The following is a 15693-nucleotide window of genomic DNA, read 5'->3' as shown; positions in this document are numbered from 1 at the left end:
ACAGGGAAGAGAAAAAGAGACTTTTCGAGAGATATATCCGGGTAATGAAAATGCTTACAAAAGGCGATCCAATTGAACGCTAGTGGCTTTGTAAACCGGCAATTCTTTCGAGATGATGGTAATCAATCCCAAAATACTGTTTCGCGTCGCGGATCTTTTGAAGAATGGCTTGCTGGTCCGGCGCATTGCGCTTGTCCTTCGTGCCAACGATCAGGACGTTTTTAGGTGTATGCGCATCCGAAATGAACTCAAAAACTTTGGTTTTATATCCAAAGTATTCCAGTATCAACGCACGAATGCCGTCCGTCACCATCTCCGCCTGTCGTTCCAGAAAAATCCCGTAACGAGTAAGAAAGTGGACATCATTCGCGACTTTGTTTTTCTCAATCTCCCGGCGGATCTGTTTGTGACAGCACGGCGCCACCACGATCAGGTCTGAACCTGCCGAGATTCCCTTGAAAATCGCATCGTCGGTTGCTGTATCACAAGCGTGCAGCGCAATGAGTATGTTTGTGCCTTCACTGTCAAAGTTTTCAATGGTACCTTCCTCGAAATGCAGATTGTCGAAATCTGCATTTTGCGCGATCTGATTGCAAAGCGCCACCAGGTCCGGGCGAAATTCAACACCTGTTACATGCGCGTCAACATGCAGCACATTTTGCAAATAGTCGTAGAGCGCAAAAGTGAGATAACCCTTTCCGGAGCCCATGTCAGCCACATTCAGCTGCTTATCCGTGGGGATCTCCTTAATCAGTGCGCTTAATATTTCAATGTAATGATTGATTTGCCGAAACTTATCCTGCGCTTTTTTGAACACGTTTCCGTCTTTGTCGGTAATATTCAGGTCGTGCAGGTAAGGCTTGTTATCGCTGCTAATGAGACGGTTCTTGCTGTGATCGTGTTCGGGTAGCGGCACTTCTCTTGCTTCGGTCACCTTCTTTTTTAAGGTCACCTTGTTGTTTTTTAGTATTTCAAATTGCAGTTCTTCCGAATTGGTAAACAGCGTTGCAACGTGGAATTCTGTCGAAATGAGGTTTTCAAAAAGCGCTTTGGCTTCCTCGAAACTATAATTTTTTACGATGTCCCGGGTTTTGTAGCGGTAAGTGAAGCTGAATTTTTCCTCCTTTTTGATCAAAACCTTTTTCACATAAACGTTTTTTAGGTTTTCGTCCGGTCCGTGATAATTTCCAAGCGACAGCTTAATGAAGGAGTGGTTTGAAATGCTGTGTTCAAATGCGGCAATAAATTCTTCGACTTTTGGCAAAATATTCATGTGATGAGGACTCGTTGTTCGGGCGCTTACTGTTTTAAACGATGGTCTTTGGGATTTCAATATCCACTTTGAGACCATTGGGCTGCTGGCTGATGATCTGCACTTTTCCCCGCAGGCTTTCAACCCTGTTTTTAACATTTTTCAGCCCGACACCCTGACGGGAAGGTTCCACCATACCGTTGCCGTTATCAATGATCGTCAGGTGAATGTTTTTGTGATTTTCGGTCAGGTTAATGCTGGCTTCGTTTGCTCCGGAGTGCTTGATAATGTTATTCGTGAGTTCCAATACAATGCTGTAAAGCTCAAATTCGGTTTTGTTGTTCAGCCGGTGTGACATGCCTGAGACATTGAAACTAAATTCAATGTTCTTATTCTCGTTCATCTTGTCTGTGAGTCTGTGCAGCGCCATAACAAGTCCATGTTCTTCCAGCTCAGCGGGCATGAGGTTGTGCGAGAGGCTGCGAACTTCGCGGTAAGCAGCGCCCACCATTTGATGGACACTTTCGTAGATTTTCTGCTCTTCAGGGGACAGCACTTTTTTGTCGATCCCGAATAAATACCAGTTCAGTGATGCCAGCGTTCCGCCCAAATTATCGTGTAACTCAGCTGCAACACGCTTACGTTCAATAGCTTGCCCTCGTGCCATTGCTTCGCTTATTTCAGCGTTTTTTCTGCGCAGCTTTTTGTTGTTAAACCATAAAAAGGCTGCAAAAGCGATGATCAGACAAGAGAAACCGATCAGGAACTGCTGAACTATACGCTGTTCTGCAATGATCTTTTCCTGAATTGCGGAGTCCATGATCTGGTTGTCATAACTCAGCTGATACATGGTGTACTGGCGTTGCACGTATTCCGTATGCAGCATCCGGCGGTTGAAAATAACCTTCTCCATATAATCCAGCGCTTGCTGGAACATTTTCTTGTTCTTATAGGCCCGTGAGAGTGAGAGGAGCGCCCAGTTGGTCTGCTGGGAAGAGTGAAATATGGTCGAATTCTCCAGAGCCCTCGAGGCTGTTTCAATGGCAAGATCGTTTTGCTGGCTCAGGCAGTAAATGTTGGCAAGATCATTCAGCACATTCAATTCGCCATAGCGGTTGTTTATTTTCTGAAAAAGGACCAGGGAACGTTTGAGAAATCCTTCGGCTTTTTTCGGCTCGTTTTTCACAACGTGCAGGTAACCCATGTTTTGAAGCACGGTTGCGCGGCCCCAATCCGAATCCATCTTATCAAAACGCGCATAAGCCTGGTTGTAATAAGGGATGGCCTCGGCAAACATTCCTTTTTCCCTGTAAGAATTCCCGAGGTTATCAATGCAGGTAGCCGCGGCACTGTCTTCGCCAAGCTCCTCAAAAATGGCTATGGCTTGCCGGTAATTGATCCGTGCAGAATCCCATTGGCGGTATTCGGAGTAACTTTCAGCTAAAAAAAGCTTTGCGTGCGCAGTGTAAAGCGGCATGTTTTTAGACAAAGTCATTGTTTCATTGGAAAGCTCCCGAAGCACATCATAGCTGCCGTCCAATAAATAATAAGTGCTTAACAGGTTGTAGGCGAGTATCTTACCTTTACTCCATTGATGCTTTTGAGAAAGTCTCAGCACATGCTTCGAATAGAACATTGCTTTTTCCGCATCCTGGAAAAGATATTCTTTCGCAAATTGATGGTATTTCAAAATCAAGACCGTGTCTTCTGCAAAGCCCTCCACCGGCATAGATTCAACGATTTCCTTTTTTGGAGCAACAGCGGTGTCCCCGTAGCCAGAAGTGCAGCGACTTCCGCTTACCAGCGTAGCCAATGACAAAATCGTTATCAATCTGTACAAGTTACCCATAGATCAGACTTACGGAACGGGTAAAAAGAGCCGCAAGACGCAGCGAATGCAGAATTTCCATAGAGTCGTTGAGCGTGGGTTAACTATCAAAGATAAAAAATTCTTACAGAAGCGCAGGATAATGTCGCCTCATAAGTGTGAGGAGTTATACATTTCCTGGTAAAATTACAATTTGCTTGCAAAAATACTGTCTTTTATGTAAAATCTGTAGAGCAAATCCACCCCAACATTAATTCCAATGCGTTTGGACGTGGCGACATCCAGATTTTGGACTGCCCGTTCCTTGATGTACAAGGTTTTCGTGTTCAATAATGTGTTATTGTGCACGGATCTCTGAATACCCATTGCGCGCGCGAGATTACCGGGGCCCTTACACAAATCGCTCAATTTCAAGGGTTTCGTTCGCAGTTTTTCGGCACTCCTGCCTGGGATAAGTTGCCGGCGCATTTCCATGATTTCAATGCCCTGCACCGGTTGCAATGCACGGATCAGCACCGCTTCTCCAATCCCTTCCTTGTTGCTGACAACATTGAAACATTCGTACATACCGTAGATCAAGTATACGTAGCTCGTTCCCGCGACGCCGTACATGGGTTCGGTGCGCGTTGTGCGCCTGTTATACGCGTGGCAGGCCGGATCGTCGGACAGATACGCTTCGGTTTCAACGATGATTCCGCTGGTAATGCCATCAGGGCTTTCGTGTACAAGCTCGCAGCCCAGCAATTTTTCTGCGAGCGTGCGGGTATCGTAGTCGCTGTAAAAAGATAGTGGTAATATACTTTCCGGCACCAACTAAATGATGTTCATGGTTTGTTCCTTAATCTTTTCGAGCTCGTCCTTCATTTGAACAACCAAATGCTGGATCGTTGCATCATTCGCTTTGGAGCCGATGGTGTTGATCTCACGGCCAATTTCCTGCGCAATAAAATTCAGTTTCTTGCCATTGCTTTCAGGTGATCGCAATGTTTCGGTGAAGTAGGTGAGGTGATTGGCAAGCCTGATTTTCTCCTCAGAAATGTCGAATTTCTCGACATAATAAATCAGCTCCTGTTCAAAACGATTAGTGTCGAAATTGTCATCGGCCAGAAGCTCCCTGACCTGCTTTTCAAGCCTTTCACGCACGGCCGGAATGCGCAGTTTGTCCTGTTCTGCAACGCTGTCCAATAATGTTTGGATGGTGTTTATATATTCCGTGAATTTGTCCGAAGTCATTTTCCCTTCCTGCTCCCGGAAAACCGAGCATTTCCGTATGGCTTCCAAAACGGCCACTTTAATCTGCGTCCAGTCGTTTTCTTTGCCGGAATCGTCGACCGTATCGTTATTATAAGCATTAGGCATTTGCAGGGCGATGCGTAACAATTCAGTGGCATCGGGAGTGAATCCCAGGTCGGTGGAGGTTGTGTAAAGATCTGTATAATAAGCACTCACAAGCGCTTTGTTAACCGAAGTGGATGCAACCGTTTTTCCGATCGGCTGAACGGAAAGCGTAAATTCAACTTTGCCACGTTCAAGCGACTGGGTCAGCAGGTTGCGGATCTCAATTTCACGGTCCGAGAAATTCCTGGGAATGCGGCAATAAATATCCAGAAACTTGGAATTAAGCGTCTTAATCTCAACCGTGACATTTATTGATTCGGATTCGATGTTGGATACACCGTATCCGGTCATTGATTTTAACATTAGTTTTTGGTCTAGGTAAATATATGTAATGCCTGCCGGTAAGCGGCTGGCTCGTGGTTAACTGTTAAAGCGCTGTTTTCCCCCGGACTTGGCTGGGTGTTGACTTTCAGATTGTTGCGGTTTGGAAATTAAAGCATGTTTGTCAATATCCTCATTCACCACCCTGAATCTTGCAACATCGCAGGCAAGATAAATTGCTTGCAGCAGTGAACCCGGCTCAGCGATGTTCTTTCCCGCAATGTTATAGGCAGTTCCATGGTCCGGCGAAGTCCTCACTACTGAAAGTCCGGCTGTGAAATTTACTCCCTCGTTGAACGCCAGCGTTTTAAAAGGAATCAGTCCCTGATCGTGATACATGGCTAAAACCGCATCATACTGCTTGTAAGTAGCAGCCGCGAAGAAGCCGTCCGCAGGAAAGGGGCCGAAAACCAGGTTGCCCTTTTCCTTAAAATTCCTGATAACAGGCTGAATAACATCAATTTCCTCGCCTCCCAGCAAGCCGTTTTCTCCGGCATGCGGATTCAGGCCGAGCACGGCAAGTTTAGGTTTTTTTATGCCAAAATCCCCTTTTAATGATTGCAGCATCTGCTCGATTTTCGCGGTGAGTTTTTCAGCAGTGACACTGGTGCTAACTTTTTCAAGCGGGATATGTCCTGACAATACGCCCACACGCAGCTCGCCGGAAACCATGAACATCAATGCATCCTCTTTTCCAAAATATTGCGCTAAAAACTCCGTATGACCCGGAAATTTGAAATCCTCATTCTGAATGTTGTCCTTATTGATCGGCCCGGTTACCAGAGCCTGTATTTTTCCTTCTTTCAGATCCTCAACTGCTCTTTTTAATGATGCAAAAGATCCCTGACCGGCCTCTGGGGTTATTTTTCCAGGCTGAATTTCAGTTTGATGGTCGTGCCAGCAAGTGATGACATTGGTTAGTTTTGGGTTGGCCTGGTCTGCTTTCTGGATGCCATGCAAAGTCCAGTCCTTCATTTCAAGAAGGTTACGATACTGATTAAGCACTCTTAATGAACCGTAGATAATGGGCGTGCACAATTTTGCTAACTGATTCCCTTCTAATGCTTTGAGTATAACTTCCGGCCCAATCCCATTGTAATCGCCTAATGTAATTCCTATGATTGGTTTATCGCTGATTTGATCGCTCATGTAGGTTAAATGCTATTGTAACTGTTCTTCTGAGTAATTCTGTATTACTTTTGCGGAATGATTGACCGGCAAGTTACAAAAAATCCCGTGCTCCTATGAAAATCCTGATCGCAGACTCGATGCATCCTTCGCTTTTTGAAATGTTGCGGGACGAAGGCTGGGATTATTCCTATCACCCGGAATTCCGTCGCGAAGATATTTTAAACAACATTTCCGGTTATGAAGGGCTCGTGATCCGGAGCAAAACCAATGTGGATGAAGAGATGCTTTCTGCGGCAACCCAGCTGCGCTTTATCGCCAGGGCAGGAGCGGGGCTGGACCTGATTGACCTGGAAGTTGCCCGGACGCGTCAGATCGAGGTTTTCCATGCGGGAAAAGGGAATCGCGACGCGGTGGCGGAACATGCGCTGGGAATGCTGCTTGTACTTTTCAACAACATATTAAGAGCGGACCGGCAAGTACGCAGCGGAACATGGGACCGTGAAGGCAACCGCGGCGTGGAGCTGATGAATAAAACGGTCGGCATTATCGGTTATGGAAATAATGGTTCGGCAACTGCGCAGCGGCTTAGCGGATTTGGCTGTCAGGTGCTTGCGTATGATAAGTACCGTGACAATTATGGCGATGCCTTCGCCAGCGAATCCAGCATGCAAGAAATTATGGAAAAAGCGGATATTGTAAGTCTGCACATTCCATTGACAGAAGTCACGCGCTATCTTGTAAATGATGAATTTGTGGATAATTTTTCAAAACCATTTTACCTGCTAAATCTGTCCCGCGGGGAAACTGTCAGTTTGGATGCTGTTGTAAAAGGATTGAAATCCGGAAGAATCCTGGGCGCTTGTCTGGATGTGCTGGAAAATGAAAAAATCAACAAGCTCACCCAGGCTCAGCAGGAAGCGTTTGATTATCTGAGAGCGTCTGACAATGTGGTGCTGACTCCGCACATTGCTGGCTGGACGCACGAGAGTTATATCCGGATCAATGAAGTGTTGATAGACCAAATCCGGAACTGGCTGTAAACAAATATGCCGACCAAAGGTCGGCACGTTTGCATCTATTAGCCATGAAAAATAAAATACTTACTTGCCAAGTGTACCTCTCAGTGCACGTGGGATCTCTACTGAAGCAATCGGGTTGCTTGCGGCTGTTAATATAACGAAATTTTCAGCCTTTACTGCACCAACCTTAACAGATTTTCCTAAATCCAGCTCAGTTACATCAACATCTACATAGTCTGGAATGTTCTCAGCCAAACCTTGTACGCGCAATTTACGCAATTTTTGATTCATTTTACCACCTTTCATAACACCGGATGATGTACCTGTCAATTTCACAGGAACGTCAACCTTAATTTCTTTGCCATCAACGATCTGCAAAAAGTCTGCATGAATCAATGAATCGTTAACCGGGTGAAACTGTCTTTCTTGCAAGATGGCGTTATATAAAGTTCCCTCTATATTAAGCGTAACATTAAAAATATCCGGTGTGAAAAGCAACTCGCGGAACAACATAGCCGGTGCATAAAAATGAACCTGCTCAGCTCCACCATACAGCACAGACGGAACATAACCTTGTGAACGTAGTTCGGTTGCTTCCGTCTTGCCGAGATTCGCTCTTTTAAACCCTACAATCTCATGCGTTTTCATAAGAATATTTAATTAAGAAGATAAAAAATAAAAAAATTTACTGATAATTTATAAACAAAGAACTAATAGATTCATGATCACGGATACGCCCGATGGCTTTTGCGAATAACTCTGCAACTGACAATACGCGTATTTTGGCATTCTGTTGCTTCAAAGGAATTGTATCAGTGATAATCAGCTCTTCCAAAACAGAATTGGCAATGTTTTCGTGCGCTTTACCCGACATAATCGCGTGTGTACTAATGGCCCGCACAGAATTGGCCCCTTTTTCAATAATCAATTCAGCGGCTTTGCATAGTGTACCACCGGTGTCAATTAAATCATCAACCAATACAACATCCATGCCTTCCACATCTCCAATCACCTGCATACTTGCGATTTCATTCGCCCGTTTCCGGTGCTTATCACAAAGGATCATGTCAACATTCAAAAATTTCGCAAAATTACGCGCCCTGGCTGCTCCCCCCATATCCGGCGATGCAATCAGCAGGTTTTTCAGGTTCAGTGATTTAATGTAGGGAACAAATATCGACGTTCCTTCCAAATGGTCAACCGGGAGATCAAAAAAGCCCTGGATCTGTCCTGCGTGCAAATCAACCGTCATCAGACGATCAACACCCACAGAAGTAAGCAGGTTGGCAACTACTTTCGCAGCGATAGCCACGCGCGGCTTGTCTTTTCTGTCTTGCCTGGCGTAGCCAAAATAAGGAATGACCACAGTTACATAATGTGCGGAAGCGCGACGGGCGGCATCCACCATTAAAAGCAATTCCATTAGATTGTCAGCCGGGGGAAATGTGGATTGGATCAGAAAAACATCGCAACCCCTGATCGACTCCTCGAAACTGGGTGAAAGTTCTCCATCACTGAATTTCCTCAAAGTATAACCTCCCAGCTCTTTGCCATAATACCTGGCAATGTCTTTGGCCAAATATTCGGATTGACTCCCCGAAAATATTTTTACTGTATTAAATGAACCCATTGACCAAACTGAAATTTGCGCAAAATTATATAAAAACGGTCAGATACGGTAATATCTCGTCAAAAAAGTGTGGTAAAGTTTTATACAAAGCCATCCCACAAGCAACCCGATCAGCGCGCCAATCACAATATCAGCCGGATAATGTACGCCAACATAAACGCGGCTATATGAGTAAATCGCTGCCCAGACGAATATCAGCCACATATTTGGTGCCTTGGTTCTCAGGAAGGCAAACCAGGCGGTGGCAACAGCAAAACTGGTGGAAGCGTGTGACGAAGCGAAACCATAAAGTCCGCCACAGCCCGTTACCTGATGCACTAATCCCTGCAATTCAGGTTCATGACAAGGTCTGAATCTCACAAAATAAGGTTTCATCAATCCGGAGGTGATTTTGTCGGCAATGATCACTGCAACGAGCACAACTGCGAGTTCTGCCAACCCTTTTTTCCAGTCTTTCCGAAGATGGACAGCGATCAGCACCATGTACATCGGAATCCAGGTGTATTTGAATGTGATCCAATACATCAGCGAATCCAGCCAGGGCGTATGATGACCATTTAACCAAAGAAATAAATCCTGGTCGGAATTGATCAACATGTCAACACTTTCTGTCATAAGCTGAAACCGAGTACTTTACGAACTTTTTTAATTGTTTCCTGAGCGATCGCGCGCGCCTTCGTTTCTCCTGCCACAAGAATGGCTTCCAGTTCCTGTTCGTTTTCCATATAATGGTTGAAAATACGGCGCGGCTCTGCGAATTTTTCCAGCATACATTCCAGCAGGGCCTGTTTGGCGTGTCCATAGCCGTAACCGCCATTCAAATAGTTCTGGCGCATACTTGCGATCTCATTTTCAGAGGCAATGAGGCTGTATAGTCGGAATGTAATGTCCGTCTCAGGATCTTTGGGTTCTTCCAGGGGTGTAGAGTCGGAAACAATCTTTTTAATGGCTTTTTTCAATTCATTCTCCGGAACGAAAATGTCGATGTAGTTGTGGTAAGACTTGCTCATTTTCTGGCCATCGACGCCCGGAATGGTCATCATGCGCTCGTCTATTTGCGGCTCGGGCAATACAAGCATTTCTTCCCCGGCTATTTGATTGAAACGCGTTGCAATGTCCTTGGTCATTTCCAGGTGCTGCTTCTGGTCTTTTCCAACCGGGATAATGTTGGCATTATAAAGCAAAATATCCGCGGCCTGCAAAACGGGGTAAGTAAACAGACCTGCATTGACATCCGCCAGTTTCTCCGATTTCTCTTTGAATGAAGTTGCGTTGGCCAGCATAGGGAATGGCGTAAAGCAATTGAGATACCAGGCCAGCTCTGTATGCTCCTGAACCCTGGACTGCCTCCAGAACACATTTTTCTCAAAATCAAAACCGAATGCAAGCCACGTTGCGGCAATGGCGCGCGCATACTCGTGCCTTAACTTTCCGTCTTTAATGGAAACAAGCGAATGAAGGTCTGCAATAAAAAAGAATGATTCGTTCTCGGGGTTTCTTGAAAGTTCGATAGCGGGCACAATCGCTCCTAAAATATTCCCCAAATGGGGCCTCCCGCTACTCTGAATGCCTGTAAGGATTCTGGCCATTTAAAATTTGTTACTTGTATTATTTTAATAATTCAATAAAAGAACGAATGTCTTTAAGGGAAACTGTTTCTCGCTCAGATTTGTCATAAATATCCAGAAGAAACAACTCGTTGTTAAGTATTTTAAAATATGTAATTACCCGAATTCCTCCGCTTTTGCCCTTTCGCTTGCTTTTTACTTGCCAACGAATTTTGAAAATCTGCGATCCGAGTGGTGTCCCCCTTGTGGGGTTCGCAGATAAAATTTCAATGAGAGACTTTACTTCTGTTTCTAGTGAGGAATATTTTTTTGCTAGTCTTTTGTACTCTCTTAAAAATTCATGTGTGTAAGTGATTTCAACCATCGGCAACAAGCTTTAATCTTTGAATAGATCGTTTATGTTAGGTTTAGGGAGTTTGCCTTCTTCCATCAACTTTACTTCTTTCAAAGCCCTGGTAAGCGAATCAAATAGCCACTGTTTGTCTGACTTCTGTTTGTCTGACTTTGCTTTCAACTCTGGCCGGACTTTGTCTGGCCTGGAAACAGCGAGCTTCTTCTTATCTTCTTTGGACAAAAATGGACGGTTCATAGCTTTCTCCTGATTATCAGTTTTTAAGAAGTTTTCCGATTTCTAATTTGCCAAAATTCGTTAAATTGAATCACAAAACGTAGTAAATTTGAATTTTATAGCTTCACCAAGATACGATGGAATCCACAACGCTTCACTTTTTAAGTCAACTAGCCGAAAATAATAACAGGGAATGGTTCCAGCAAAATAGAAAGGATTACGACGCAGCAAAGGCGGATTTGGAGAAACTGGTGGCTTACCTGATCGAGGAAGTCGGCAAATTCCAGGATCTGGGTAATCTGCAAGTGAAAGAATGCATTTTCAGGATTAACCGCGATATCCGGTTTTCGAAAAATAAGGCACCATATAAGAATAACCTGAGCGCTGGCATTGGGCCTGGCGGTAAAGGTTCTGGGAAAATTGACTATTATCTTCAAATTCAGCCTGGTAACAGGACGTTTCTGGGCGGTGGGATGTGGGAAACAACGCCCGAACAACTAGCCAGATTTCGTCAGGAGATCGATTACAATGCGGATGAGTTGAAGCAGATTATTCATGACAAGGACTTTCATGACTATTATCCGAAGATTGAGGGCGAGGCGCTGAAAACCACGCCAAAAGGTTACGCCAAAGATCACCCTGAGATTCAGCTATTAAAACAAAAACAACTTTTTTTCTCCCACACTTACACGGATAAAGAAGTGACTTCCAAAGACTTTGGAAAAATGGTTGTGAAAGGAATCTCTTTGCTTAAACCTTTTACGGACTATATGAATTATGTAATATATGAACAGCCTGCGGAGTCCTGAATTCGAGTGCCTGCCTTTCTGACTTAGTCCATAATTCCAAACTACAACCTATAATATGCAGTTTTCACACTTGCACTGCCACACGCAATTTTCCCTTCTGGACGGTGCGGCGGATATAAAAAAGCTTTTCAAAAAGGCAAAAGAAGATAATATGCCTGCGGTTGCCATTACGGATCACGGGAACATGTTCGGCGTGTTCGAATTCGTGGCGGAAGGCAATAAGCAGGGCATTAAGCCAATTGTGGGATGCGAATTTTATGTTGTGGAAGACCGGCACATCCGGCAGTTTACGAAGGATAAAAAGGACGTTCGGCACCACCAGTTGCTTCTTGCCAAAGATGAGTTAGGATATAAAAACCTTATCAAGATGTGTTCGCTCGGGTTTATCGAGGGAATGTATGGCAAGTATCCGCGGATTGATAAAGAGCTGATTGTCAAATATCATAAGGGCCTAATTGCCACCACATGTTGCATCGGGGCCATTATTCCAAAAACCATTTTAAGAAAAGGCGAAGAGGAAGCGGAGAAGGAATTTAAATGGTGGCTGGACCTGTTTGGTGATGACTTTTACGTGGAGCTGCAACGCCACGAGATTCGGGATCAATTAATTGTTAATCAAGTACTTGTAAAATTCGCGAGAAAATATAACGTTAAGATCATCGCATCAAACGATTCGCATTATGTGGATCAGGAGGATTGGAATGCGCATGATATTTTACTTTGTATCAACACCGGAGATAAGCAGAGCACGCCTTCTGCGAAGGATTTTGACGACGATAAGGGCATTCCGAAAGGCTCGCGTTTCGCGTTCTTTAATGATCAGTTTTATTTCAAAAATACGAGCGAAATGATGAAGCTGTTCAACGACTTGCCTGAGTCGCTGGACAATACAAATGAGATTGTAGATAAAATAAAAGCGCTGGACCTGCGGAAAGACATTCTGCTTCCCAATTTCCCGATTCCTGATGAATTTAAGACACACACGTTGTCGGAAATGGTTGGAAAAAAGGAGCTTACGGCAGATGTGTTGAACCAGTGGGAATATCTCAAACACATTACATTCGAGGGCGCGAAGTTCAAATATGGCACGATAACGCCGGAAATTGAAGACCGTCTGAACTTCGAATTGCACACAATCCGGAACATGGGTTTTCCCGGTTATTTCCTGATTGTGGCCGACTTTATTGATGCAGGCCGCAAGATGGGCGTTTTCATTGGCCCGGGACGTGGTTCGGCGGCAGGTTCCGTGGTGGCGTATTGCACAGGGATTACCAACATTGACCCGATTAAGTATGATTTACTTTTCGAGCGTTTCCTGAACCCGGACCGTATTTCACTTCCCGATATTGATACGGACTTCGATGATGAAGGCCGTCAGAAAGTGATTGATTATGTAGTTAAAAAATATGGCTATAACCAGGTTGCGCAGATTGTGACTTATGGTACAATGGCCGCAAAATCGGCGATTAAGGACGTTGCACGGGTGATGGACCTTCCGCTTGCAGATGCCAATATGCTGGCGAAACTTGTTCCGGACAAGCCTACCTATAATATGACACTGAACCGGATCTTCACGGCGCCGCTGGAAGGAGAGGGGAGTTTGACCAAAAAGGAAGGAATTGCACCGGAGGAGTTGGATAATGTCAAGAAAATGCGCGCCATTGCATTGGGTAACGACTTGCAGGCTAGCGTTTTACAGGAGGCAAGAAGACTTGAAGGAACGGTTAGAAACACCGGAATCCATGCAGCAGGGATTATTATCGCGCCAAGTGACCTGACCGAAATTATTCCGGTCAGCACGTCCAAGGATTCTGATTTTTTAATAACCCAATATCAGGGAAAAATCATCGAGGATGCAGGGGTTATCAAAATGGACTTTCTGGGTCTGCGAAACCTGACCATCATTAAGGAAGCATTGCGGCTGATCAAGCAAAATCATAACGTCGACATTGTGATCGACGACATTCCGCTGGACGATCCGAAAGTTTTTGAGTTGTTTCAAAGAGGCGAAACCAACGCGATTTTCCAGTTTGAATCCGATGGGATGAAAAAGCACATGCGCGACCTGATCCCGGACCGCTTTGAGCACCTTATCGCCATGAATGCGCTTTACCGTCCCGGTCCGATCGCCTACATCCCCAACTTTATCAGGAGGAAAAACGGCCAGGAGGAAATTACTTACGATCTGCCCGAATTGGAAGAATATTTGGCTGACACATATGGCATTACAGTCTATCAGGAGCAGGTAATGCTTTTGTCCCAAAAACTCGGCGGATTTACAAAAGGTCAAGCTGATACATTGCGTAAAGCAATGGGTAAGAAGCAGATAGAAACGCTGAATAAAATGAAGGGCGACTTCATGAAAGGCGGAACTGAAAAAGGACTGGATGCCAAAAAACTGGAAAAAATCTGGACGGACTGGGAGGCATTCGCATCCTATGCATTTAATAAATCACATTCAACCTGTTACGCGTTCGTAGCTTACCAGACTGCCTATCTGAAAGCACATTACACGGCCGAATACATGTCCGCTGTCTTAACGAGCTCGCTTGGTAACATTGAAAAGATTACATTTTTCATGGAGGAATGTAAAGCACAGGGATTGAAAGTATTAGGGCCAGACATCAATGAGTCGGACAGGCAGTTTAATGCAAATAAAAAGCATGAAATCCGCTTTGGATTGGCCGGTGTGAAAGGAAGCGGCGATGCGGCTGTCGAATCCATTATTGAAGAGAGAAACCAGAACGGACCATTTAAGGACATTTTCGATTTTATGACACGCGTTAACCTGCGCACGGTTAATAAGAAAACCATTGAAAGTCTGGCCTATGCGGGTGGATTTGACTGTTTCCCTGAATATCACCGGGCGCAATATTTTGCAACGGACGCTAATGATAACCTTACTTTTATTGAAAAGCTGATCCGCTATGCTAACAAAGCGCAGGGCGGAGGTGTGGTCGATTTATTTAGTCATTCCGGCGGTGGCGCTGAAATTGCCAAACCGAAAGCTGCCGATATAGTAGCTTGGGATGATCTCGCTAAGCTGCGCTATGAGCAGGAAGTTGTCGGTTTTTATATTTCAGGGCATCCGCTGGATACATTCCGAGTGGAGCTCGATAATTTCTGCAATTGCACATTGGATAAGGTGATGGAGATTGGAGAAGGGGAGCGGTCACCGAAATATTTTGGCAAGGACATTAATGTGGGTGGCATTGTTACCAGCGCGCAGGAACGTATGTCGCGCAATGGCAGCTTATTCATGATCTTCAAAATCGAAGATTACCGCGGCTCGATGGAAATGTTGCTGGGTGGCGAGGATTATATCCGGTTCAAAAATTACTTACAGGTTGGTCAGTTTTTATACATCAAAGGCAAAGTGCAGAACCGCTGGAAACAGGAAGATCAGTTTGAATTTAAAATCTCCCAAATCCAGCTTTTGACAGAGATCAGGGAGAAGATGTGCAGGAAGATCCGTATTAATCTGACGTTGGATCAAATCGACGCGCAGTTTATCCATTTGCTGAACGAAACGTTTGGTAATCACCCCGGTTCATGCGCGGTGAATATGACGGTTATAGATCCGGAAACACATCTGGAAGTGGAAATGGTGTCGCGCGGATATAGGGTTGCGCCGTCCAATGAGTTGTTCAAAGTGCTGAATGGATTTCATGGTGTGAAATTCTTTTTAAACTGACCTGGTGCAAATAGAATCAGGAACTTTTAGTTACTTATAATCCTTATTACATCAGATTTATAAAATAACATTAGACATTTTTTCGACATGGGAAAAGCACTTGAAATTACCGATAGCACCTTTGAAGATCTCATTCAGGGAGATAAGCCAGTACTTGTAGATTTTTGGGCTGAGTGGTGTGGTCCTTGTAAGATGATCGGACCAGTTGTGGAACAGCTTGCTGGTGAGTATGAAGGTAAGGCTGTTATTGGTAAAATGGATGTGGATATGAACTCTTCGGTGCCAGCTAAATTCGGTATTCGCAGTATCCCGACATTGATGATCTTTAAAGGCGGACAACTAGTAGATAAAGTTGTAGGCGTTGTGCCAAAAACAACTTTGGAAGATAAATTAAACGCACAGATCGAAGCTACGGTATAGTAGTAAGCGATTTGTAGAAAGACTAAAAGCTCCCAAAAAGGAGCTTTTTTTGTGG

At 44.6% G+C, this 15693-nt stretch carries 15 protein-coding genes; 4 read left to right on the top strand and 11 right to left on the bottom strand.

The genetic code is table 11. The features are described from left to right. Window positions 1-79: 79 nt before the first annotated feature. From MUK70_RS08880 to pdxA, 5 genes are all read right to left on the bottom strand, one after another. Window positions 80-1273 (bottom strand): class I SAM-dependent methyltransferase, encoded by a 1194-nt coding sequence (locus tag MUK70_RS08880; protein ID WP_234655826.1) that lies wholly within the window; start codon window positions 1271-1273, stop codon window positions 80-82. 34 nt (window positions 1274-1307) lie between these two features. Then, window positions 1308-3083 carry a tetratricopeptide repeat-containing sensor histidine kinase gene (locus tag MUK70_RS08875; protein ID WP_234655827.1) on the bottom strand — a complete coding sequence of 592 codons (1776 nt, stop codon included), beginning with the start codon at window positions 3081-3083 and terminating at the stop codon, window positions 1308-1310. A 183-nt stretch (window positions 3084-3266) separates the two neighbouring features. Then, window positions 3267-3890 (bottom strand): DNA-3-methyladenine glycosylase, encoded by a 624-nt coding sequence (locus MUK70_RS08870; RefSeq protein ID WP_234655828.1) that lies wholly within the window; start codon window positions 3888-3890, stop codon window positions 3267-3269. A gap of 3 nt (window positions 3891-3893) precedes the next feature. Then, window positions 3894-4781, bottom strand: a complete 888-nt coding sequence (locus tag MUK70_RS08865) for a YicC/YloC family endoribonuclease (RefSeq protein ID WP_234606747.1) — start codon at window positions 4779-4781, stop codon at window positions 3894-3896. A gap of 57 nt (window positions 4782-4838) precedes the next feature. Beyond that, window positions 4839-5948, bottom strand: coding sequence for a 4-hydroxythreonine-4-phosphate dehydrogenase PdxA (gene pdxA, locus MUK70_RS08860; protein ID WP_234655829.1), 1110 nt, complete (start codon window positions 5946-5948; stop codon window positions 4839-4841). A 95-nt stretch (window positions 5949-6043) separates the two neighbouring features. Here pdxA and MUK70_RS08855 point away from each other — a divergent pair, with 95 nt between their 5' ends. Beyond that, on the top strand, window positions 6044-6970 hold the full coding sequence (locus tag MUK70_RS08855; RefSeq protein WP_234655830.1) for a 2-hydroxyacid dehydrogenase: 927 nt from the start codon (window positions 6044-6046) through the stop codon (window positions 6968-6970). Between the two features lie 60 nt (window positions 6971-7030). Here the strand turns inward: MUK70_RS08855 and MUK70_RS08850 are convergent, their stop codons facing one another. Genes MUK70_RS08850 through MUK70_RS08825 form a run of 6 tightly spaced genes read right to left on the bottom strand, consistent with a single transcriptional unit; the run spans window position 7031 to window position 10736 of the window. Then, window positions 7031-7597 carry a 50S ribosomal protein L25/general stress protein Ctc gene (locus MUK70_RS08850; RefSeq protein ID WP_233798093.1) on the bottom strand — a complete coding sequence of 189 codons (567 nt, stop codon included), beginning with the start codon at window positions 7595-7597 and terminating at the stop codon, window positions 7031-7033. 37 nt (window positions 7598-7634) lie between these two features. Continuing rightward, a complete protein-coding gene (locus MUK70_RS08845; protein ID WP_234606750.1) occupies window positions 7635-8579 on the bottom strand; it encodes a ribose-phosphate pyrophosphokinase in 945 nt (314 codons plus the stop codon). Between the two features lie 39 nt (window positions 8580-8618). Then, on the bottom strand, window positions 8619-9194 hold the full coding sequence (locus tag MUK70_RS08840; RefSeq protein WP_234655831.1) for a phosphatase PAP2 family protein: 576 nt from the start codon (window positions 9192-9194) through the stop codon (window positions 8619-8621). Next, a complete protein-coding gene (trpS, locus tag MUK70_RS08835; RefSeq protein WP_234606752.1) occupies window positions 9191-10168 on the bottom strand; it encodes a tryptophan--tRNA ligase in 978 nt (325 codons plus the stop codon). The genes MUK70_RS08840 and trpS overlap by 4 nt, the downstream gene beginning before the upstream one ends. 19 nt (window positions 10169-10187) lie before the next feature. After that, window positions 10188-10511 (bottom strand): type II toxin-antitoxin system RelE/ParE family toxin, encoded by a 324-nt coding sequence (locus tag MUK70_RS08830; protein ID WP_234655832.1) that lies wholly within the window; start codon window positions 10509-10511, stop codon window positions 10188-10190. Between the two features lie 12 nt (window positions 10512-10523). Further along, window positions 10524-10736 carry a hypothetical protein gene (locus MUK70_RS08825; RefSeq protein WP_234606754.1) on the bottom strand — a complete coding sequence of 71 codons (213 nt, stop codon included), beginning with the start codon at window positions 10734-10736 and terminating at the stop codon, window positions 10524-10526. A gap of 116 nt (window positions 10737-10852) precedes the next feature. Here MUK70_RS08825 and MUK70_RS08820 point away from each other — a divergent pair, with 116 nt between their 5' ends. The 3 genes from MUK70_RS08820 (at window position 10853) to trxA (ending at window position 15638) form a co-directional block, all read left to right on the top strand. Continuing rightward, entirely contained in the window at window positions 10853-11524 is a 672-nt protein-coding gene (locus MUK70_RS08820; RefSeq protein WP_234655833.1) for a DUF2461 domain-containing protein, read from the top strand. Window positions 11525-11579: 55 nt separating this feature from the next. Next, complete coding sequence (gene dnaE / locus MUK70_RS08815; RefSeq protein WP_234655834.1) at window positions 11580-15218, top strand: DNA polymerase III subunit alpha; 3639 nt, start codon at window positions 11580-11582, stop codon at window positions 15216-15218. An 87-nt stretch (window positions 15219-15305) separates the two neighbouring features. Then, window positions 15306-15638 (top strand): thioredoxin, encoded by a 333-nt coding sequence (gene trxA, locus MUK70_RS08810; RefSeq protein WP_082216473.1) that lies wholly within the window; start codon window positions 15306-15308, stop codon window positions 15636-15638. Window positions 15639-15693 lie beyond the last annotated feature (55 nt).

Source organism: Dyadobacter chenwenxiniae, from assembly GCF_022869785.1.
Taxonomy (GTDB): Bacteria; Bacteroidota; Bacteroidia; order Cytophagales; family Spirosomataceae; genus Dyadobacter; species Dyadobacter chenwenxiniae.
This window is presented reverse-complemented; position numbering and strand designations above follow the sequence as displayed.